At 37.9% G+C, this 21159-nt stretch carries 23 protein-coding genes; all 23 read right to left on the reverse strand.

Annotation, left to right across the window (positions count from 1 at the left end):
• Nucleotide 1: 1 nt before the first annotated feature.
• Nucleotides 2-724, reverse strand: a complete 723-nt coding sequence (gene pyrH, locus AC3EMB_RS18685; RefSeq protein ID WP_000042669.1) for a UMP kinase — start codon at nt 722-724, stop codon at nt 2-4.
• Nucleotides 725-790: 66 nt separating this feature from the next.
• On the reverse strand, nt 791-1678 hold the full coding sequence (gene tsf, locus AC3EMB_RS18690; RefSeq protein ID WP_016080531.1) for a translation elongation factor Ts: 888 nt from the start codon (nt 1676-1678) through the stop codon (nt 791-793).
• 103 nt (nt 1679-1781) lie between these two features.
• On the reverse strand, nt 1782-2483 hold the full coding sequence (gene rpsB, locus AC3EMB_RS18695; protein ID WP_000111485.1) for a 30S ribosomal protein S2: 702 nt from the start codon (nt 2481-2483) through the stop codon (nt 1782-1784).
• 348 nt (nt 2484-2831) lie between these two features.
• Nucleotides 2832-3611, reverse strand: a complete 780-nt coding sequence (gene codY / locus AC3EMB_RS18700; RefSeq protein ID WP_000421290.1) for a GTP-sensing pleiotropic transcriptional regulator CodY — start codon at nt 3609-3611, stop codon at nt 2832-2834.
• A gap of 77 nt (nt 3612-3688) precedes the next feature.
• Nucleotides 3689-5080, reverse strand: coding sequence for an ATP-dependent protease ATPase subunit HslU (hslU, locus tag AC3EMB_RS18705; protein WP_000550085.1), 1392 nt, complete (start codon nt 5078-5080; stop codon nt 3689-3691).
• A 22-nt stretch (nt 5081-5102) separates the two neighbouring features.
• Nucleotides 5103-5645 carry an ATP-dependent protease proteolytic subunit HslV gene (gene hslV, locus AC3EMB_RS18710; protein ID WP_000526274.1) on the reverse strand — a complete coding sequence of 181 codons (543 nt, stop codon included), beginning with the start codon at nt 5643-5645 and terminating at the stop codon, nt 5103-5105.
• A gap of 42 nt (nt 5646-5687) precedes the next feature.
• Complete coding sequence (gene xerC / locus AC3EMB_RS18715) at nt 5688-6587, reverse strand: tyrosine recombinase XerC (RefSeq protein ID WP_001101245.1); 900 nt, start codon at nt 6585-6587, stop codon at nt 5688-5690.
• A gap of 65 nt (nt 6588-6652) precedes the next feature.
• Complete coding sequence (gene trmFO / locus AC3EMB_RS18720) at nt 6653-7957, reverse strand: FADH(2)-oxidizing methylenetetrahydrofolate--tRNA-(uracil(54)-C(5))-methyltransferase TrmFO (RefSeq protein ID WP_000213006.1); 1305 nt, start codon at nt 7955-7957, stop codon at nt 6653-6655.
• Nucleotides 7958-8005: 48 nt separating this feature from the next.
• A complete protein-coding gene (gene topA, locus AC3EMB_RS18725; RefSeq protein WP_001286955.1) occupies nt 8006-10084 on the reverse strand; it encodes a type I DNA topoisomerase in 2079 nt (692 codons plus the stop codon).
• A 144-nt stretch (nt 10085-10228) separates the two neighbouring features.
• Nucleotides 10229-11098, reverse strand: a complete 870-nt coding sequence (dprA, locus tag AC3EMB_RS18730) for a DNA-processing protein DprA (RefSeq protein ID WP_000818046.1) — start codon at nt 11096-11098, stop codon at nt 10229-10231.
• 87 nt (nt 11099-11185) lie between these two features.
• Nucleotides 11186-12088, reverse strand: a complete 903-nt coding sequence (gene sucD, locus AC3EMB_RS18735; RefSeq protein ID WP_000115178.1) for a succinate--CoA ligase subunit alpha — start codon at nt 12086-12088, stop codon at nt 11186-11188.
• A gap of 19 nt (nt 12089-12107) precedes the next feature.
• A complete protein-coding gene (gene sucC, locus AC3EMB_RS18740; protein WP_001020790.1) occupies nt 12108-13268 on the reverse strand; it encodes an ADP-forming succinate--CoA ligase subunit beta in 1161 nt (386 codons plus the stop codon).
• 193 nt (nt 13269-13461) lie between these two features.
• The gene (gene rnhB, locus AC3EMB_RS18745; protein WP_001194269.1) at nt 13462-14235 is read right to left on the reverse strand and encodes a ribonuclease HII; all 774 of its coding nucleotides are present in this window, start codon (nt 14233-14235) and stop codon (nt 13462-13464) included.
• Between the two features lie 56 nt (nt 14236-14291).
• A complete protein-coding gene (gene ylqF / locus AC3EMB_RS18750; protein WP_000236702.1) occupies nt 14292-15182 on the reverse strand; it encodes a ribosome biogenesis GTPase YlqF in 891 nt (296 codons plus the stop codon).
• 20 nt (nt 15183-15202) lie between these two features.
• Nucleotides 15203-15754: a signal peptidase I gene (gene lepB, locus AC3EMB_RS18755; protein ID WP_000711852.1), complete on the reverse strand. Its 552-nt coding sequence runs from the start codon at nt 15752-15754 to the stop codon at nt 15203-15205.
• Nucleotides 15755-15855: 101 nt separating this feature from the next.
• Entirely contained in the window at nt 15856-16200 is a 345-nt protein-coding gene (rplS, locus tag AC3EMB_RS18760; RefSeq protein WP_001186516.1) for a 50S ribosomal protein L19, read from the reverse strand.
• A gap of 146 nt (nt 16201-16346) precedes the next feature.
• Nucleotides 16347-17081 carry a tRNA (guanosine(37)-N1)-methyltransferase TrmD gene (trmD, locus tag AC3EMB_RS18765; protein WP_000686899.1) on the reverse strand — a complete coding sequence of 245 codons (735 nt, stop codon included), beginning with the start codon at nt 17079-17081 and terminating at the stop codon, nt 16347-16349.
• Entirely contained in the window at nt 17081-17596 is a 516-nt protein-coding gene (gene rimM / locus AC3EMB_RS18770; protein WP_000170272.1) for a ribosome maturation factor RimM, read from the reverse strand. The genes trmD and rimM overlap by 1 nt, the downstream gene beginning before the upstream one ends.
• A 120-nt stretch (nt 17597-17716) precedes the next feature.
• Nucleotides 17717-17944 (reverse strand): KH domain-containing protein, encoded by a 228-nt coding sequence (locus AC3EMB_RS18775; RefSeq protein WP_000737399.1) that lies wholly within the window; start codon nt 17942-17944, stop codon nt 17717-17719.
• A gap of 14 nt (nt 17945-17958) precedes the next feature.
• The gene (gene rpsP, locus AC3EMB_RS18780; RefSeq protein ID WP_000268750.1) at nt 17959-18231 is read right to left on the reverse strand and encodes a 30S ribosomal protein S16; all 273 of its coding nucleotides are present in this window, start codon (nt 18229-18231) and stop codon (nt 17959-17961) included.
• Nucleotides 18232-18332: 101 nt separating this feature from the next.
• Entirely contained in the window at nt 18333-19682 is a 1350-nt protein-coding gene (gene ffh / locus AC3EMB_RS18785) for a signal recognition particle protein (RefSeq protein ID WP_000863460.1), read from the reverse strand.
• Nucleotides 19683-19694: 12 nt separating this feature from the next.
• The gene (locus AC3EMB_RS18790; protein ID WP_000891062.1) at nt 19695-20027 is read right to left on the reverse strand and encodes a putative DNA-binding protein; all 333 of its coding nucleotides are present in this window, start codon (nt 20025-20027) and stop codon (nt 19695-19697) included.
• A 132-nt stretch (nt 20028-20159) separates the two neighbouring features.
• The gene (gene ftsY, locus AC3EMB_RS18795) at nt 20160-21149 is read right to left on the reverse strand and encodes a signal recognition particle-docking protein FtsY (RefSeq protein WP_000007642.1); all 990 of its coding nucleotides are present in this window, start codon (nt 21147-21149) and stop codon (nt 20160-20162) included.
• Between the last annotated feature and the right edge of the window lie 10 nt (nt 21150-21159).

Below are 21159 nucleotides of genomic sequence, written 5' to 3' on the forward strand. Positions count from 1 at the left end.
TTTATTTCCCCCTTACAACTGTTCCAATATTTTCGCCTAAAACGGCACGTTTAATATTACCTTTTTCCATAACTGAGAATACAATTAATGGAATATCATTATCCATACATAGAGAAGAAGCTGTAGAATCCATTACACCTAAACCTTCTTTTAATACATCTAAGTAAGTAAGCGTTTCGTATTTCGTAGCTGTTGGGTCAATAGATGGATCTGCGCTATATACGCCATCCACATTATTTTTTGCCATTAAAATAACGTCTGCTTCGATTTCCGCTGCACGTAATGCTGCTGTTGTATCTGTAGAGAAGTATGGATTACCTGTACCTGCTGCAAAGATAACAACACGTTTTTTCTCTAAGTGACGAACTGCTTTACGGCGAATGTAAGGCTCTGCCACTTGACGCATCTCAATTGAAGTTTGTACACGAGTTTGGATTCCAATATTCTCCAAGCTATCTTGAAGAGCTAATGAATTCATAACTGTAGCTAACATGCCCATGTAATCTGCTCCTGCACGATCCATGCCCATTTCACTTCCAATTTTCCCACGCCAAATGTTACCGCCACCAACAACAACAGCAACCTCTACATCAAGTTCTGCAATTTCTTTTACTTGTTCTGCAACTGACTTAATAACAGTTGGATTAATTCCAAATCCTTGCTCTCCAGCTAAAGCTTCTCCACTTAGCTTTAAAACGACACGATTATATTTCGGTTTACTCATAATGAACCTCCAATTGCTTACATCTTTATTTTAAAAAAGGGAACACAATGTGTTCCCTAATCTGTATTAGTTACTACCTTTTACTTGGTTCATTACTTCTTCAGCAAAGTTGTCTTCGCGTTTTTCGATACCTTCACCAACAGCGTAGCGAACGAATCCTTTTAATGTTCCGCCTTTAGACTCAACGAACTGACGAACTTTCATATCAGGGTTTTTAACGAATGCTTGGTCAAGTAAGCAAATCTCTTCGAAGAATTTGCCTAGACGGCCTTCAACCATTTTTGCAACGATTTTTTCAGGCTTGCCTTCGTTTAATGCTTGTTGTGTTAATACTTGACGCTCATGCTCAACTTCTTCAGCTGTTACAGCATCGCGGTCGATGTATTTAGGGTTAACTGCAGCGATGTGCATTGCAACATCTTTAGCAGCAGCTTCATCAGTAGAACCTTCAAGAACTGTTAATACACCAATGCGTCCACCCATGTGTAGGTAAGCGCCGAATGCATCTGCATCAGTTTTTGATACGATTTCGAAACGACGAAGTGTAAGTTTTTCACCAATTTTAGCGATTGCTTCGTTGATGTGCTCTTCAACGTTTTTACCGTTTTCCATTGTTTGAGCCATAGCTTCTTCAACGTTAGCTGGTTTGTTAGTTAATAAGTGAGCAGCTAATTCTTTAATTAGTGTTTGGAAACCTTCGTTTTTCGCAACGAAATCAGTTTCAGAGTTTAATTCTAAGATTAAAGCGTCGTTACCGTTTGTTTCGATGAAAGTTAAACCTTCAGCAGCAATGCGGTCTGCTTTTTTAGCAGCTTTCGCAATACCTTTTTCGCGTAAGAAGTCAATTGCCTTCTCCATGTCGCCGTTAGTTTCTGTTAAAGCTTTTTTGCAGTCCATCATACCTGCGCCAGTTTTTTCACGTAATTCTTTTACCATTTGAGCAGTGATTGCCATATTTTTCATCCTCCTAAAATATGTATTTATACCTTTTATAAAGGTGTTTATACCTTAAAAAAGGTGATAAAAGGCCGAACCCCTTATCACCTTTCCAACTTTGTTACGCAGTAACAGTTTCTTCACCTTGTTTTGCTTCAAGGATCGCGTCTGCCATTTTAGATGTAAGAAGTTTTACAGCACGAATTGCATCATCGTTTGCTGGGATAACGTGATCGATTTCGTCTGGATCACAGTTTGTATCAACGATACCGATGATTGGAATGTGTAATTTGCGTGCTTCAGCAACTGCAATACGCTCTTTACGAGGGTCTACTACGAATAATGCACTTGGAAGACCTTTCATATCTTTAATACCGCCTAAGAATTTCTCAAGACGCTCTAACTCTTTTTTAAGTTGAACAACTTCTTTCTTAGGAAGTACTTCGAAAGTACCATCTTCTTGCATTCTTTCGATGTCTTTAAGACGCTTGATACGCTTTTGGATTGTTTGGAAGTTTGTTAAAGTTCCGCCTAACCAACGTTGGTTAACGAAGTACATACCAGCACGAGTTGCTTCTTCTTTAATAGCTTCTTGTGCTTGTTTTTTAGTACCTACGAATAAGATGTCTCCACCTTCAGCAGCGATGTCGCGCATCGTTCTGTAAGCTTCCTCAACTTTTTTCACAGTTTTTTGTAAGTCGATGATGTAGATACCGTTACGCTCTGTGAAAATGTAACGCTTCATTTTTGGGTTCCAACGACGAGTTTGATGTCCGAAATGAACACCAGCTTCAAGCAATTGCTTCATAGAAATTACTGACATAATATAGTTCCTCCTAAATGGTTTTTGATATCCTCCGTTTACTTCATCTCTAAGCGAAACTACAAACGTAGCACCAACACTTAAATCAGTAAACGTGTGTACTTTGTACTGACACCACTGCTTACTATATCATACTGAAATATTACAATCAAGTCGAAAATGCGAACAATGTAAAACTTTCTTTGTTCATACTCGAATTCTAGTATTACCAACCTTCATTTCTTTTAAGCAAAAAAGTAAAACACAATTAATAGTTTTCCCAGAAAACACGCTTATGGCACTTTTCACAAGCGCCATCAATCCATTGCACAAAAAAACTCTCCTCGATCGAGGAGAGTTTTTTATAAATTAGTTTGTTTTTAATTTAGCAAGTTCCTGTAGAAACTTGTCGTTTAGCACTTTAATGTATGTTCCTTTCATACCTAAAGAGCGAGACTCAATTACACCAGCACTTTCTAATTTACGTAGTGCATTTACGATTACAGAACGAGTAATTCCTACACGATCAGCAATTTTACTTGCAACAAGTAAACCTTCTGTTCCATTTAATTCTTCGAAGATATGCTCAATTGCTTCTAACTCACTGTAAGATAATGAGCTGATCGCCATTTGAACAACAGCTTTACTACGTGCTTCCTCTTCGATTTCTTCTGCTTTTTCACGTAAGATTTCCATGCCTACAACAGTTGAGCTGTACTCAGCAAGGATTAAATCGTCATCTAAGAACTCTTGACCAAGACGAGCTAATACTAATGTACCTAGACGCTCACCACCACCAACGATTGGTACGATTGTAGTTAAACCTTGACCAAATAATTCTCTGTTTTCTACCGGGAATGCTGTGTAAGCACTGTTCACATCTAAGTTTGAAGATGTTTCTGTAATGTTGAATAAGCTTTGTGTATATTCTTCTGGGAATTGACGTTCTGCAAGCATTTGCTTCATGCGTTCGTTTTCGATTTGTTGGTGAATTGCATAACCTAGTAATTTACCACGACGACTAACTACGAATACGTTTGCTTCGATTACTTCACACATTGTGTCAGACATTTCTCTAAAGTTTACAGGCTTCCCTGCTGCGCTCTGTAATAACGCATTTAATTTTCTTGTTTTTGCTAATAATTCCATTTCAAAAGTTCCTCCTACATGTTACTCACATATTTTTTCATCACTTGGAAACTAGGGCGAGTCACCTGATGACACTATTACAAAATAAACTGGCTCACATCTTTATTTTTAGCAATTGTTGCTAATTTCTCCTCAACGTATTGAGGGGTTATCGTTATTTTCTCTAACGTAATTTCAGATGCTTCAAACGATAAATCTTCAAGGAGCTTCTCCATAATCGTATGAAGTCTTCTTGCTCCAATATTATCTGTATCCTGATTAACTTGATAAGCAATCTCAGCAATCTTACGAATAGCTTCGTCTGAAAATTCAATTTCTATACCTTCAGTCGCTAATAATGCCATATATTGTTTAATTAACGCATTGTCAGGCTCGATTAATATTTTAACAAAATCGTCTGTCGATAATTTTGTTAATTCTACTCGAATCGGAAATCTCCCTTGCAATTCCGGAATTAAATCCGACGGTTTAGACATATGGAACGCTCCAGCTGCAACGAATAAAATATAATCCGTTTTTACTGATCCGTATTTTGTCGCAACATTCGACCCTTCTACAATTGGCAAAATGTCACGTTGCACACCTTCACGTGATACATCTACGCTATTCGACTGCTTACCAGCAATTTTGTCAATTTCATCGATAAAAATAATCCCGAGCTGTTCAGCACGATAAACAGCCTCTTGTGTAACTTCATCCATATCAATTAAGCGCTGTGCCTCTTCATTTGTCAAGAGTTTTCTTGCTTCTTTTACAGAAAGTTTACGTTTTTTTGTTTTTTTCGGCATAAAACTCCCTAACGCATCTTGGAAATTCATTCCCATTTGCTCCATGCCAGTTCCTTGTAACATATCAAACATTGACGACTGTTGCTCAGTCACTTCAATCGATACAATCTCTTCTTCAAGAAGCCCTGCAGCAAGCTTTCTCTCCACATCTTGACGTTTCTTTTCGATTTCACCATCTTCTTGTGTATCAGACGTTTGACTCGAATTTTGAGCGCCCCCGAAAAGCATCTCTAATGGATTTTTAAATCCAGATTGCTTCTCCGGACTCGGTACTAAAATTTCAACAAGACGTTGATTCGCTTGCTCTTCTGCTTTATCTTGAACTTTCACTACCATTTCTTCTTTTACGATACGAACCGATGTTTCCACAAGGTCACGTACCATCGACTCTACATCTCTACCCACATATCCAACTTCTGTGAATTTTGTAGCCTCAACCTTAATAAAAGGTGCTCCAACGAGTTTCGCCATTCGTCGTGCTACCTCTGTTTTCCCAACACCTGTCGGTCCAATCATCAAAATGTTTTTAGGTGCTATTTCATCACGTAAATTTTCAGCTAATTTACTGCGACGGTATCGATTTCTCAACGCTACAGCAACCGCTTTCTTTGCGTCTTTTTGACCGATGATATATTGATCTAATTTTTCCACAATTTGGCGCGGAGTAAAATGTAAATGCATATAAAATGCCTCCCTTACGATTCTACAATTCTTCAACAATTATGTTGTGATTCGTATAAACACAAATATCACCAGCAATCTCTAAACTCGCTTTCGCAATTTGTTTCGCTGTTAAGTGTTCACTTGCATATTGCTTTAAAGCACGACCTGCAGAAAGCGCATAATTTCCACCAGATCCAATTGCTAAAATACCATCATCCGGTTCAATCACTTCTCCTGTACCTGAAACAAGAAGCATAGTTGTTTTATCCATGACAATGAGCATCGCTTCTAGTTGACGTAACATTTTATCGCCACGCCATTGTTTTGCCATTTCAACAGCAGCACGCTGCAAGTTGCCATTATACTCTTCTAATTTCCCTTCAAACATTTCAAAAAGAGTAAATGCATCAGCAACTGAACCTGCAAAACCAGCTAAAACTTTACCTTGGAAAAGTCTGCGAACTTTACGAGCTGTATGTTTCATTACAACAGCATTTCCCATTGTCACCTGACCATCTCCAGCCATTGCACATTCTCCATTATGATGAACTGCAAATATCGTTGTAGCGTGGAAATTCCCCATAGAAAAAACTCCTTTATTTGTTTTTATAGCTTTTAAAGCAATTTATGCCCGCGGGTGATGCTTCATGTAAACAGAACGCAATCTTTCTTTAGAGACATGCGTATAAATTTGTGTAGTCGACAAATTCTCATGACCTAATAGCTCCTGTACAGTACGTAAATCCGCCCCTTCATCTAACATGTGTGTAGCAAATGTATGCCTTAACATATGGGGACTTATCCGCATTGTCAGTGACGCCTTTTTAATGAGTTCATTTAAAACATAACGTACTCCACGACTTGTTAGCGGTGTACCTTTCGCATTTAAAAATACCATACGAGAGTCTTCGTCAGTCTTATTAACTAACTGTTTTCTCCCATTCTCTATATAAGTAATTAAAGAATCTTGCGCATAGCTTCCGAACGGAATATACCTTTGTTTTTTTCCTTTTCCCATTACTAAAATTGTTCCCACCGCAAAGTCAATATCGGTAAGTTGTAAATTGACACATTCACTCACACGGATTCCAGTCGCATACATCAACTCTAATAAAGCTTGATTCCTTTGACCTAATGGTGTTCCCGTGTCAGAAACTTCAAATAATTCCTCTAACTCTTCAGCATATAAAAACTTTGGGATTGACAATTCTTTTTTGGGGAGTGACGCAAGTGCAAACGGATTATCTTTTCGATAACCTTCACGCATCAAAAAACGATATAAACTTCGTAAGCTTGATACTTTTCTTGCGACAGATTTACGGGCTAACTTTTCATCGTGCAACGTCGTTAAGTACAAACGAACATCCGCGTATGTAACGTCTAAAAAAGAGGATATGCCTTCTCGCTCCATAAATTGCACAAAATGTTCTAAATCATTTTGATAACTTGCAATTGTATATTTTGAATAATTTCTTTCAATTTGTAAATATCCAACGAATAATTGTAACAATTTCTTCACATTCACACAACTCACCTCAATAAAGGCTACTAAATCGTATCACAACTTAGTAGCCTTTGCAAGAAATTTAACTAAATATTTACAAAATTTTGAATTGTTTCTAAAGCTCGTGTTGCGTATGCTTCATTTCGTTCCGCTTTCTTTTTGATCTTTTTCTCTAACGGTGCAAATAGACCGAAGTTCGCATTCATCGGTTGGAAGTTTTTAGCATTCGTTGCCGTAATGTAATTTGCCATGCTACCCATTGCAGTTACTGACGGTAATACAACTGGCTCTTCACCTTGCACAAGACGTGCAGCATTAATTCCCGCTAATAATCCTGATGCTGCTGATTCAACATATCCCTCTACTCCAGTCATTTGACCAGCGAAGAATAAATCATCACGTTGTTTATATTGATATGTTGGACGAAGCAAATTAGGTGAATTAATAAACGTATTACGATGCATTACACCATAACGTACAATCTCTGCATTTTCCAGTCCCGGAATTAACTGTAGCACTTCTTTTTGTGGTCCCCATTTTAAATGCGTTTGGAAACCTACGATATTGTATAAAGTTCCCGCTGCATCATCTTGACGCAACTGAACAACAGCATATGGCGTTTTTCCTGTTTTTGGATCTTCCAATCCAACAGGTTTCATAGGTCCAAATACTAGCGTCTGTCTCCCTCTACTTGCCATAACTTCTACTGGCATACAACCTTCAAAGAAAATTTCTTTTTCAAACTCTTTTAAAGGCACTGTCTCAGCAGCAATTAAAGCCTCATAAAAACGGTCAAACTCTTCTTCTGTCATTGGGCAATTTAAATATGCAGCTTCACCTTTGTCATAACGCGATTTTAAATATACTTTATTCATGTCAATGCTGTCTTTTTCTACGATTGGTGCTGCCGCATCGTAGAAATAGAAATAATCTTCACCTGTTAGTTCTTTTAATTGTGCAGCAAGATCAGGAGATGTAAGTGGACCTGTTGCAATAATTGTTGGTCCTTCTGGAATTTCAGTAAGCTCTTCGTTCACTACAGTTACATTCGGATGGTTTTTTACGTATTCTGTTACTTTAGCTGCGAACTCATGACGGTCTACAGCTAAAGCACCTCCAGCTGGTACAGAGCACTCGTCTGCCGCACGAATAATTACAGAATCCATTAAACGCATTTCCTCTTTAATAACTCCAACTGCATTTGTTAAAGTGTTTGCACGAAGTGAGTTACTACATACTAATTCAGCAAATTTATCTGTGTGATGAGCTGGTGTTTGCCTTACCGGCCTCATTTCATATAATCTAACTTGGACACCACGTTTTGCAATTTGGTAAGCTGCTTCACTTCCTGCAAGACCTGCGCCAATGACGTTTACTACTTGTGTTGTCATTTATATCACCTTTCCTTTTCTTCCCGAAAAAAATGTGAGCAGTTACGCTCACATTTGTTGTTCTTCTTCATAATCGCACGAAATACATTGTACTTGCACGCCTTTTTTTAACTTTTTCTCTACAAGCATGCCTTCACACTTCGGACATTTACGACCAATTGGCTTATCCCAAGATACAAAGTCACACTCTGGATACGTACCGCATCCATAGAAAAGACGTTTCTTTTTGTTACTGCGACGCTCAATAATTTGTCCTTCTTCACATTTCGGACAAGTTACACCGATTTCTTTCACAATCGCTTTTGTATTACGACAATCAGGGAAATTCGAACAAGCCATAAACTTCCCGTATTTACCCATTTTAAAGACCATTGGATGTCCGCATAATTCACAGTCTTCCCCAGCGGGTTCATCTTTAATTTCCACTTCACGCATTTCTTTTTCCGCTTTTTCTAAGCGCGGTTCAAATCCTACGTAGAAATCATCAACAATTTTCACCCAATTGGCATTTCCTTCTTCTACTTCATCAAGGCTTTGCTCCATATTGGCAGTAAATTCAATGTTAATAATTTCTGGGAAAAACTCTAAAATAAGTTCAATTACTATTTCACCAAGTTCAGTCGGAACGAAGCGTTTATTATCCAAACCTACATATCCACGTTTTTGAATCGTTTCAAGTGTAGGTACATAAGTCGACGGTCTTCCAATTCCAAGTTCTTCAAGTGTTCTTACTAGACGGGCCTCTGTATAGCGCGGAGGAGGTTGTGTAAAATGTTGCTTCGGTTCTAAATCCTTTGAAAATACAGTTTCCCCTACTTCTAAAGGCGGCAACATCTTATCCTTTTCTTCCGCACCATCATCTTTCGACTCTACATACACTTTCATAAATCCTGGGAACTTTACAACCGATCCACTTGCACGGAACTGAACATTGTTATTAATGAGTCTCGCTGTCACAGTATCCATTATAGCAGACGCCATTTGACTTGCAACAAATCGCTCCCAAATCAATTTATATAATCGAAGTTGATCACGACTTAAGAAACTTTTCAGTTCCTCTGGCTTTCTCATTACCGAAGTAGGACGAATTGCCTCATGTGCATCTTGTGCATTTGACTTTTTCGATTCTTTCTTCTTTTCTGTTCCTATGTATTCCGTACCATACGCTTCAGTGATGTAAGTACGTGCCTCTGTTTGAGCTGTTTCTGAGATACGTGTTGAATCAGTTCTCATATACGTAATTAGACCTACAGTTCCTTGTTTTCCAAGATCTATCCCTTCATACAATTGCTGTGCAAGCATCATCGTTTTCTTTGCTCGCATATTTAACTTACGTGCTGCTTCTTGTTGCAAGGAAGATGTTGTAAACGGTAATGCAGGATTACGTTTTCGCTCTTTGCGCGTTACATTTTCAACTGAAAACGCATTGTCTTTCATCTGTTCAATTATTTCATTCACTTGCGTTTCATTCGTTAATTGAACTTTTTCACCATCTACACCGTAAAAACTTGCTTCAAATGTGTCTTTTCCTTTTACAAATTCTGTTTTAATTGTCCAGAATTCTTCAGGTTCAAAGCTTTGAATTTCCTTTTCACGTTCGATGATTAAACGAACTGCTACAGATTGTACACGCCCTGCACTTAATCCTTTTTTTACTTTCTTCCATAATAAAGGACTAATATTGTAACCAACAAGACGATCAAGTATGCGTCTTGCTTGTTGTGCATCTACTAAATCCATATTAATTGCGCGAGGATGTTTAAATGATTCTTTGATTGCATCTTTCGTAATCTCATTAAACACAACCCGACAATCTGATTCAACGTCCACATTTAACGTATTCGCTAAATGCCAAGCAATCGCTTCCCCTTCGCGGTCTGGATCGGCCGCGAGATAAACTTTCTTTGCTTTTTTCGCCGCTGATTTTAAATCCTTTAAGACGGGACCTTTACCACGAATGGTAATATACTTCGGGGTGAAGTTGTTCTTTACTTCTATCCCCATTTGACTTTTTGGCAAATCGCGAACATGTCCCATAGACGCGACAACTTTGTATTTTTTCCCTAAATATTTCTCAATGGTCTTCGCCTTAGAAGGCGACTCCACGATTACGAGGTAATCTGACATGCTAGTGCCTCCTTAAGAGGTGGATTCAAGTCTTCATTAATCTTATTGATTTCTCTTGTTTTTGTCAATCAAGAATGAATATACCATACAGTGCCAATCTACCATTTGTCAATAATTGTTTAATAAAAATTTGAAAATATAAGGTTAATTTAAAATCTCCTCCAAGATATCTTCTGCATTTCTTACTAATTTTGCTCCTTGTTGAATAAGATGATTCGTTCCCGATGCCCCCTCTATAAATATAGGTCCAGGAAGCGCAAACACCTCTCTATTTTGCTCTAACGCAAGGTCTGCAGTAATAAGTGTTCCACTTCTCGATTTGGCTTCTACAACTAAAACACCTTTACTTATACCACTAACAATCCGGTTCCTTTTTGGAAAATACCATTTTTTCGGTGCATAGTGCGGAGGATACTCTGTCAATAACAATATATATTCCTTCCACATTTCATATAAATGTCTATTTTCTTTCGGATACATAAACGACAATCCGTGCCCTAATATCGCAATAGTCGGGCAATGATGCCTTACTGTAATCTCATGAGACATTGTATCTATCCCTTTTGCAAACCCACTGACAATAAGCCACTCTCTTTCTAATAAAGGGTGTAAAATAAACTTCAAACTCTCATGACCATATAATGATGGTTCTCTCGTTCCAACAACTGCTAATTTATTTACTTTATTGAGAAAATCTTTCTCTCCTTTTCCATATAAAACGAAGGGAGGATCTTGTATTTCACGTAATAATTGCGGATAATTTTCATCCCATATCGTTATATAAAAAATACGATTTTTCTCTAAATAAGATATATATTGCGGAAGATTTGAACTTTGAAGAAATTTCACTAGTTCTGAAGATTTTTTCGAGGATATTCCAGTGTAGTATTCCATTTGTTTTTCGTTAAAAGTATATATGTTCTTTAATTCTGGATCGACATATAGTAGCCTCTCCATCGCTTTCCAATAATCTGCTAGCAAGTAATGAAGATGTAATAATCGCTCTCTTTTCATCTCAATTCTCCTTACCCATAATTTTTATTATGTAAACAGAAAAAGTGTAAAAAGACACCCTCAAGTAAGAGGGTGTCTTTTTACAGATTAATAGTTTTTGCAAGTCTCAAATAAACCTTTTTCTTTTAAAACAGAGATTAGCGTTTCTCCCATAACTGCTGGAGTTTCAGCTACTTTAATGCCACAAGCTTCCATTGTTTTAATCTTTTCAGCAGCAGTTCCTTTACCGCCAGAAATGATTGCACCAGCATGGCCCATACGTTTGCCAGCAGGCGCTGTTTGACCACCAATGAAGCCTACAACAGGTTTTGTCATATTAGCTTTTACCCATTCAGCTGCCTCTTCTTCTGCTGTACCGCCGATTTCACCAATCATAATTACAGCATGTGTTTCTTCATCTTCATTAAATGCTTTTAACGCATCAATAAAGTCTGTACCGTTAACAGGGTCCCCGCCGATACCTACAGCAGTAGATTGTCCAATACCCTCTTGTGTTAACTGGTGTACAGCTTCATACGTTAAAGTACCAGAGCGCGATACGATACCTACATGACCTTTTTTATGAATGTATCCTGGCATAATACCGATTTTACATTCATCAGGCGTGATAACACCTGGGCAGTTTGGTCCAAGTAAACGTGTATGTTTACCAGCCATATATCTCTTTACGTTTACCATATCTAATACAGGAATTCCTTCAGTAATACATACTACTAAATCAATTTCTGCATCAACTGCTTCCATAATTGCATCAGCCGCAAAAGCGGGTGGAACGTATACAACTGAAGCGTTTGCGCCTGTTGCTTTCACTGCATCTTCTACAGTATCAAATACTGGTACACCTTCAATATCAGTGCCACCTTTACCTGGCGTTACACCACCGACAATTTTCGTACCGTATTCAATCATTTGTTTTGTATGGAATAAACCTTGAGAACCTGTAATACCTTGAACAATAACTTTTGTATCTTTATTAACTAATACGCTCATTTTTCTCCCCCGCTTTCTATTAGCCCACTAGTGAAACAATTTTTTGTGCACCGTCTGCCATAGATTCTGCTGCAACAATATTTAAGCCAGACTCATTTAAAATTTTCTTACCTAGTTCTACGTTTGTACCTTCAAGACGTACAACTAAAGGTAACTCAAGACCTACCTGTTTCGTTGCTTCAATAACACCTTCTGCAATAACATCACACTTCATAATGCCACCAAAAATGTTAACGAAGATACCTTTTACATTTTTGTCAGAAAGGATAATTTTGAATGCTTCTGTAACTTTTTCAGCAGTTGCACCGCCACCAACATCTAAGAAGTTAGCTGGGTCACCGTGGTAATGTTTAATGATATCCATTGTAGCCATCGCTAAACCTGCACCATTAACCATACAACCGATATTTCCATCTAAAGGAATGTAGTTTAAGTCGTATTTTGAAGCTTCAATTTCTTTTGCATCTTCTTCGTCAAGATCACGAAGCTCTAAAATGTCTTTATGGCGATATAACGCATTAGAATCAAAGTTTAATTTTGCATCTAGTGCCATAACTTTACCTTCACCTGTTGTAACAAGTGGGTTAATCTCAGCGATAGAGCAATCTTTTTCAATAAACGCACGGTATAAGCCCATCATAAACTTCACAGCTTGTCCTACAAGCTCTTTTGGAATATTGATGTTAAATGCAATTCGGCGCGCTTGGAAACCTTGTAAGCCTACTGCCGGATCAATATATTCTTTAAAGATTTTTTCAGGTGTTTTTTCTGCTACTTCTTCAATTTCTGTTCCGCCTTCTTCAGAAGCCATTAAAACAACTTGAGAAGTTGCACGATCTAAAACTAGACCTACATAATATTCTTTTTTAATATCGCAACCTTCTTCGATAAGTAAGCGTTTTACTTCCTTACCTTCAGGACCTGTTTGATGTGTCACAAGTGTAGTTCCTAAAATGCTTTCTGCATATGTACGAACTTCATCTAAATTTTTTGCAACTTTTACTCCGCCAGCTTTGCCGCGTCCACCAGCGTGAATTTGTGCTTTCACTACACATACATCTGTTCCTAATTCTTTCGCTGCTTCTACAGCTTCTTCTACTGTAAATGCAACCTTCCCGTTCGGAACGCTAACCCCATAGCTTCTAAGGACTGCCTTACCTTGGTACTCATGGATATTCATGGTCCCATCCTCCCCTGTTTTCCTGTTTTACTCGAAAAGTTTTTTAATGTTTAAAAAACATTACATTGCCATTGTATAAGATGATTGGCACGCTGTCTACAATAAAGTGTCAGAAAACTGAAATCGCTTTATTCTTTTTCGGAAATAGTAATGTTTATATGCCAAAATAAAAAATAAGCTGTATATTTACAGCTTATTTTTGAATCATATCTTTAATTGGCGCGAATGACTTTCGGTGTTCCTCTAATACTCCATGCACTTCAATTGCCTCTAAATGTTGCTTTGTGCCATATCCCATATGTTGCTCAAATCCGTATTCAGGATACTTCTCTCCCAGTTCTTTCATCATACGATCTCTCGTTACTTTTGCGATAATGGATGCAGCTGAAATCGAAACACTTTTCGCATCACCTTTAATAATTGAAGTTTGCGGAATTGGTGTGGGAAGCTTCATCGCATCAATTAATAAATGTTGGGGTGTATAAGATAAATTTGCAACAGCATCTAACATCGCTTGTTTCGTTGCTTGGTAAATATTAATTTCATCAATAACTTGCGGTGATACAATTCCAACTCCAATTGCAATCGCTTGTACTTTTATTTCATCATAAAAACGCTCACGTTTCGCTTCACTCAGCTTTTTTGAGTCATTTAACCCTGGAATATAAAAATCCTCAGGAAGAACGACAGCTGCCGTCACAACAGGCCCAGCCAATGGCCCGCGCCCTACTTCATCAATACCTGCGATATACGTGACCCCTTTTTCACGCAAAGCATTTTCATACTTGGACATTTCAAAAAACTTCTCTTTTTCTTTCTGTTCTAACTCTTTTTGTTTATACCACTTCAAAACGAGCTTTTGAACGCCTTTTCGCTCATCTTTCATTAACAGTTGAAAGCGATCATCTTCTTCATTCATAATTTCTTTCAATACATTTTCCGCTTCTTTTATCGTCATTGTTTGCATTTATACAAGCTCCTTTTTAAACGTATCCAAAAAGAAAAGACGCACAAACGCACGTCTTATACTTCTTCTATTTTTTCCACATCTTCTACTTGCTCTGCAAACTCTTCCGGTGTCTCAAACGTCATTTTTCCAAGTTTGCCACCACGAAGCTCACGAAGTACAAGCTCAGATGTCTTATCATAATCAATCATTCCGCCGCCCATTAAGCAGCCTCTATTTTTTCCAATTGCATCGAATAATTCCACAATATCTTCTGGAATCTCATTTAAATTGTAACGTTCTTTCAAGCGTTCTGGATAATGTTTCTCCATAAAACGTAATGCGTAAACAGCTACATCTTGTAAATTTAAAATTGAATCTTTAATTGCACCCGTCGTCGCTAAGCGAAGACCCACTAATTGATCTTCAAATTTAGGCCACAGAATACCTGGCGTATCTAACAATTCCATTTCCTTCCCAACTTTAATCCATTGTTGAGCTGTTGTCACACCTGGACGATCTCCTGTTTTAGCAATATTTTTCTTTGCCAATTTATTAATTAATGTAGATTTACCAACATTTGGTATACCTACAATTAATGCGCGAATCGCTCTCGGTCTAATACCTTTTGCAACCATTTTATCAAATTTTTCTTTAACAAGCACTTTACAAGCTGCTGCAATTTCTTTCATACCTTGTCCAGCTTGCGCGTTAATCGAAATTGCCATATGGCCTTTTTCTTTAAAATATGCGATCCATTGTTTTGTTAAACGATCATCTGCCATATCCGCTTTATTTAAAACAACAAGCCTCGGCTTATGTGTAATGATTTCATCAATCATTGGGTTTCGAGATGATAATGGTAATCGAGCATCTACAAGCTCAATTACAACATCAATTAATTTTAATTTCTCCGTTACTTGGCGTCTAGCCTTCGCCATATGCCCTGGAAACCATTGAATTACCATGTTGCCACCTTCTTTTTCATTTATTTCACAATACGTGCGTCTTCTAACGGCCAATATAACATATTGGCTTTACCAATTACTTGATCCTTTGAAATCGTACCGATTGAACGGCTATCTTTACTAAAACGACGATTATCACCTAAAACAAATAATTGATCTTTTGGGACAGTTTTCTTGCCTGTCATTTCTTCAAGATTAAAATCATATGTAAGCGGTCCGTCAGCAATTTGCTTTTTCTGCTTGTCTAAATACGGCTCCTCATAAGCCTTTCCGTTAACATACAGTTTATCATTACGATACTCTATTTCATCGCCTGGCAGGCCTATAATGCGCTTAATGTAATCTTTATCTTCTGTTGCTCGAAATACGATAATATCAAAGCGTTTTGGATCTCCAATGTGATAACCAATTTTATTCACAATCATTCGATCACGATCATGTAAAGTAGGTGCCATCGATACCCCGTCTACGAGAATTGGAGCAAAGAAAAACTGTCTAATAACACCAGCTAATACAACAGCAATCAAAATTGCTTTAATCCATTCCCAAAGTGAACTCTTCTCTTTTTTCATGCATTTCCCCTCCACGGTTATGTAAGCTGTTCGTATTATACCAAAATTTCATATAGATTGGAAAAAGGGAGCTTGTGCATTTACAAGCTCCCATACATGTCTTATCGAATTTCTTTAATACGTGCTTTTTTACCGCGAAGGTTACGTAAGTAGTATAACTTAGCACGACGTACTTTACCACGGCGAAGTACTTCGATTTTCGCGATTCTTGGCGTGTGAACTGGGAATGTACGCTCAACACCTACACCGTAAGAAATCTTACGAACTGTGAATGTTTCACTAATTCCGCCACCACGACGTTTAATTACAACACCTTCGAAAAGCTGAATTCTTTCACGAGTTCCCTCAACAACTTTTACGTGTACACGTAAAGTGTCACCAGGACGGAATGAAGGAAGGTCAGTTTTTAATTGGCCTTTTGTAATTTCTGCGATTAATTGTTGCATATTAAATTCTCTCCTTTAAACAGATGCTCTTATAAAGTCTTAATAAATTACAGCGGAACATCGTTAATACGGCTACTGATTTCAGTAGCACAAATGTTATAATAGCATATTACTAGGCCTGTTGCAATAGCAAATATATGAAGTTATTACTGCTCTCGCTTTATTTCCTCAAGCCATTTTTTCTCTTGTTTAGATAGATCTCTATCATCTAACAAATCAGGTCTACGCGTATACGTACGGCGCAAAGATTCCTTATGTCGCCATTCGTCAATATTTTTATGATTCCCTGACATTAATACATCCGGTACCTTCATACCACGAAAATCAGCCGGACGTGTATAATGAGGATGCTCTAATAAACCTGTACTAAACGAATCCTCCACTTGTGAAGCATGATTTCCTAGCACGCCTGGCAAGAGACGTACAACACTATCAGTAATAACCATAGAAGCTAATTCTCCGCCCGTTAATACATAGTCACCAATAGAAATCTCATCCGTTACGAGATGCTCACGAATTCGTTCGTCATACCCTTCATAATGCCCACATACAAAGATCAAATGTTCTTCCTCTGCAAGCTCTTCCGCTTTCTTCTGCGTAAATCTTTCGCCCTGCGGACACATTAAGACAACTCTCGGCTTACGCTCTGTCTCTTTCGTCAAATCTTCTACAGCATCAAAAATAGGCTGAGGAGTAAGCACCATACCAGCTCCTCCGCCGTAAGGATAATCGTCTACGCTATTATGCTTACTTGTTGTATAATCACGAAAGTTAACAACACGAAGGTTTACCGCTTCTTTTTCTTGCGCCTTCTTTAATATAGAAGATCCAAATACACCGGTAAACATGTCTGGGAACAACGTTAAAATATCAATTTTCATTATAGCAACCCTTCCATTACATGAATGGTTACTAATTTATTTTCAATATTAACTTGAAGTACAACGTCATCAATATAAGGAATTAAAAGATCTTGACCCTTCGGACGTTTAATCACCCAAACATCATTTGCACCAGGAGAGAGAATTTCTTTGATTGTCCCTAGCGCTTCTCCTTCTTCCGTTACAACGCTGCAACCAATAATTTCGTGATAGTAGTATTCACCTTCAGCAAGTTCGCCTAACTGCTCTTCTGGTACTTTTATTAAAGAACCTTTAAACTTCTCTACTTCATCTACATTGTTATATCCTTCAAATGTTAATAAATCGAATGTCTTATGTTGGCGATGAGAAGTTACCTTCACCGGAAGGTAGTCTGTGTCTTTCTCATTCGATATGTATAGTGTGTTTCCTACTTTATATCGCTCTTCTGGAAAATCAGTACGAGAAATAACACGGATTTCTCCTCTTACGCCATGAGTATTTACAATTTTCCCTACGTTAAACCATTTTGTCATAAATAGTATGTCACCCCTGGTTTCTATATAAATTAAGCATCTCCATTTCATAGATGGAACATGCAATCTCTATTTAAATGTTAAAAAAGGGAGAGGAATAACTCCTCGCCCTTTTTACGTTTATTGAATTTCCAGTGTTACTTTTTCATCATTATGATGTCCCACTGAATACAAGAGCATTCGAATCGCTTTCGCAACTCTCCCTTGCTTTCCAATGACTTTTCCAACATCCTCAGGATGTACAGTTAATCGATACTTTATCTCTCCGTTGTAAAGTTCCTGTGTAACTTTTACATCTTCAGGATGATCGACAAGAGGCTTGACAATCGTCTCGACTAACTTCTTCATAGTCATTGCCTCAATTACTTACCTTGTTTAGATAAGTGGAATTTCTCCATGATACCTTGGTTAGAGAATAAGTTACGAACTGTATCAGATGGTTTAGCACCATTTCCTAACCATTTTAATGCTGCTTCTTCGTTGATCTTAACTTCAGCTGGTTGAGCAACTGGATTGTAAGTTCCGATTTCCTCAATGAAACGTCCGTCACGAGGAGAACGAGAATCTGCAACAACTACACGATAGAAAGGAGTTTTTTTAGCTCCCATACGTTTTAAACGAATTTTAACTGCCATTTATAAAGCACCTCCGAATTTATTTCACACAGATAATTATATTAGCAAAAAGACTATTGCTTTGTAAAGTATTTTTTCTTAACAGAGCCATCTTTTTTTCCTTACATGAATGGAAACTTCAATCCACCTAGTCCTTTTTTCTTGCCTTTTTGCATTCCAGTCATCGTCTTCATCATTTTTTTCATGTCATCGAATTGTTTGATTAGACGATTGATTTCTTGTACAGTTGTACCGCTACCTTTGGCAATGCGCTTTTTGCGACTAGCATTGATTATTTCCGGTTGTTCTCGTTCTAATTTAGTCATAGAACGAATAATTGCCTCAATATGCCCAATTTGTTTTTCATCAACTTGCGCATTTTTCAGCCCTTTAATTTTATTTGCACCAGGAAGCATTCCTAACAATTCATCAAGCGGCCCAAGTTGACGCACTTGTCCAAGTTGTTCTAGGAAATCGTCAAGCGTAAACGAAAGCGTACGCATTTTTTGCTCAAGTTCTTTTGCTTTCTCTTCATCAACTGTAGCTTGCGCTTTTTCAATCAATGTTAAGACATCGCCCATCCCTAAAATACGGGATGCCATACGCTCTGGATGGAACGCTTCAATTGCATCTAGTTTTTCACCCATACCAGCAAATTTAATCGGTGTGTTTGTTACAGCCTTAATAGATAATGCAGCACCACCGCGCGTATCACCATCTAATTTCGTTAATACAACACCTGTTAAACCTAACTGTTCATGGAAACTTTGTGCAACATTTACCGCGTCTTGTCCCGTCATCGCATCGACAACAAGGAAAATTTCATCCGGTTTCGCAACTTCTTTAACTTTCGCTAATTCATCCATTAGTTCTTCATCGATATGCAGGCGACCCGCTGTATCGATTAAAACATAATCATGATGATCTTCTTTTGCTTTTGCAATCGCTTGTTTCGCAATTTCAACAGGACTTACTTGATCTCCTAAAGAAAATACAGGCATGTCCAATTGCTTCCCTAATGTTTCAAGCTGTTTAATTGCTGCTGGACGGTAAATATCAGCTGCAACAAGCATCGGTTTACGATTATGCTTTTTACGAAGCAAATTCGCAAGCTTACCTGTCGTCGTTGTTTTACCCGCACCTTGCAGACCAACCATCATAATAACAGTCGGTGGCTTATTAGCAACAGCAATTTTGCTTTGCTCTCCGCCCATAAGTTCTGTAAGTTCTTCCTGTACAACTTTAATTACTTGTTGTCCAGGTGTCAAACTTTTCATTACATCTTGTCCGACAGCACGTTCAGACACACGCTTCACAAAATCTTTTACTACTTTAAAGTTAACATCTGCTTCTAAAAGAGCTAGACGAACTTCTCTCATCATTTCTTTCACATCGGCTTCAGAAACTTTTCCTTTGCCGCGGATTTTTTGCATTGTCTGTTGAAGTCGGTCGGCTAATCCTTCAAATGCCATATTGCCGCCCTCCTAATCTAATTTTTCGATAGCTTCAACAACTTGTTTCATTTCTTCATTCACATGCTCTTCTTCGCTGATTAGCTGTTTTAGCTTTGCAACAAGTCGCTGTCGCTCTTGAAACTTTTGAAGTAATACTAATTTTTCTTCATATTCTTCAAGCATCGCTTCAGTCCGTTTAATGTTATCATACACGGCTTGGCGACTTACATCAAATTCTTCCGCAATTTCACCAAGAGATAAATCATCTAGATAATAAAGCGACATATAACTTCTTTGTTTTTGCGTTAACAACGATTGATAAAAATCAAATAAATAGTTCATTCTCGTTGTTTTTTCGAGCATGTTGGATCATCCTTTGTTAAGTGATTTCCCTTTACATGAATTAGTTTACATGGAGTCCAAAAGAGTGTCAAGTTTTTTTCTTAACATCATATATTTTTATAGAAAAAGAAGCGGAAATACCGCTTCTTTCGCTTATACTTCTTCTGTTTCTACTAAGTTCGCAAATAAACCATACACATATTGTTCTGGATCAAACTGCTGCAAGTCATCCATTTGCTCTCCTAATCCAACAAACTTCACCGGTACATCCATTTCGTTACGAATCGCTAATACAATACCACCTTTAGCAGTTCCATCTAACTTCGTTAAAACAATACCAGTTACATTCGTTGCCTCCCGGAATGTTTTCGCTTGGCTTAAACCGTTTTGTCCTGTTGTTGCATCAATAACAAGCAATACTTCATGAGGAGCACCTGGTACTTCACGCTCAATTACACGCTTCACCTTCTCTAACTCTTTCATTAAGTTTACTTTATTTTGCAAGCGCCCTGCTGTGTCACACAGTAATACATCTACCTTACGTGCTTTCGCAGCTTGTACAGCGTCATACATAACCGCCGCTGGATCAGATCCAGATCCTTGTTTAATCACTTCTACACCAACACGATCGCCCCATACTTCTAATTGTTCAATCGCCCCAGCACGGAATGTGTCTCCTGCTGCCAATAGGACTGACTTACCTTCTGATTTAAACTTATGCGCCAGTTTACCAATTGTTGTCGTTTTTCCTACACCGTTAACACCAACAAATAAAACAACCGTTAATTGGTCCTCTTGCATATTAATTTCGTTACTAAAATCGCTGTCACCTTTGTAAATTCCCACTAGTTTTTCTGAAATAACAGCTTGTACTTCTTTTGGATCTTGAATGTTACGACGTTGTACTTCTTCTTTCAATTGATCAATTAATTCCATTACCGTCGCAACGCCAACGTCTGCACCAATTAAGATTTCTTCTAACTCTTCGAAGAAATCTTCGTCCACTTTACGGTAACGATACACTAAATCATTCACTTTATCCGCAAATGAATTTCTAGTTTTTTCTAATCCGTGTTTAAATTTCTCTGTAACTGTATCCGTTTGTTTTGAAATTTTTTCTTTTAGTTTTTTAAAAAAACTCATACTTTCCCAT

The organism is Bacillus sp. LQ16, assembly GCF_057784645.1.

Coding starts and splice junctions, on each gene's coding strand:
- pyrH (WP_000042669.1), bottom strand. CDS start 724: ATGAGTAAACCGAAATATAATCGTGTCGTTTTAAAGCTAAGTGGAGAA.
- tsf (WP_016080531.1), bottom strand. CDS start 1,678: ATGGCAATCACTGCTCAAATGGTAAAAGAATTACGTGAAAAAACTGGC.
- rpsB (WP_000111485.1), bottom strand. CDS start 2,483: ATGTCAGTAATTTCTATGAAGCAATTGCTTGAAGCTGGTGTTCATTTC.
- codY (WP_000421290.1), bottom strand. CDS start 3,611: ATGGAATTATTAGCAAAAACAAGAAAATTAAATGCGTTATTACAGAGC.
- hslU (WP_000550085.1), bottom strand. CDS start 5,080: ATGCATTTACATTTTACTCCGCGCCAAATTGTGGAAAAATTAGATCAA.
- hslV (WP_000526274.1), bottom strand. CDS start 5,645: ATGGGGAATTTCCACGCTACAACGATATTTGCAGTTCATCATAATGGA.
- trmFO (WP_000213006.1), bottom strand. CDS start 7,957: ATGACAACACAAGTAGTAAACGTCATTGGCGCAGGTCTTGCAGGAAGT.
- topA (WP_001286955.1), bottom strand. CDS start 10,084: ATGTCAGATTACCTCGTAATCGTGGAGTCGCCTTCTAAGGCGAAGACC.
- dprA (WP_000818046.1), bottom strand. CDS start 11,098: ATGAAAAGAGAGCGATTATTACATCTTCATTACTTGCTAGCAGATTAT.
- sucD (WP_000115178.1), bottom strand. CDS start 12,088: ATGAGCGTATTAGTTAATAAAGATACAAAAGTTATTGTTCAAGGTATT.
- sucC (WP_001020790.1), bottom strand. CDS start 13,268: ATGAATATCCATGAGTACCAAGGTAAGGCAGTCCTTAGAAGCTATGGG.
- rnhB (WP_001194269.1), bottom strand. CDS start 14,235: ATGCAAACAATGACGATAAAAGAAGCGGAAAATGTATTGAAAGAAATT.
- ylqF (WP_000236702.1), bottom strand. CDS start 15,182: ATGGTAATTCAATGGTTTCCAGGGCATATGGCGAAGGCTAGACGCCAA.
- lepB (WP_000711852.1), bottom strand. CDS start 15,754: ATGAAAAAAGAGAAGAGTTCACTTTGGGAATGGATTAAAGCAATTTTG.
- rplS (WP_001186516.1), bottom strand. CDS start 16,200: ATGCAACAATTAATCGCAGAAATTACAAAAGGCCAATTAAAAACTGAC.
- trmD (WP_000686899.1), bottom strand. CDS start 17,081: ATGAAAATTGATATTTTAACGTTGTTCCCAGACATGTTTACCGGTGTA.
- rimM (WP_000170272.1), bottom strand. CDS start 17,596: ATGACAAAATGGTTTAACGTAGGGAAAATTGTAAATACTCATGGCGTA.
- AC3EMB_RS18775 (WP_000737399.1), bottom strand. CDS start 17,944: ATGAAGAAGTTAGTCGAGACGATTGTCAAGCCTCTTGTCGATCATCCT.
- rpsP (WP_000268750.1), bottom strand. CDS start 18,231: ATGGCAGTTAAAATTCGTTTAAAACGTATGGGAGCTAAAAAAACTCCT.
- ffh (WP_000863460.1), bottom strand. CDS start 19,682: ATGGCATTTGAAGGATTAGCCGACCGACTTCAACAGACAATGCAAAAA.
- AC3EMB_RS18790 (WP_000891062.1), bottom strand. CDS start 20,027: ATGCTCGAAAAAACAACGAGAATGAACTATTTATTTGATTTTTATCAA.
- ftsY (WP_000007642.1), bottom strand. CDS start 21,149: ATGAGTTTTTTTAAAAAACTAAAAGAAAAAATTTCAAAACAAACGGAT.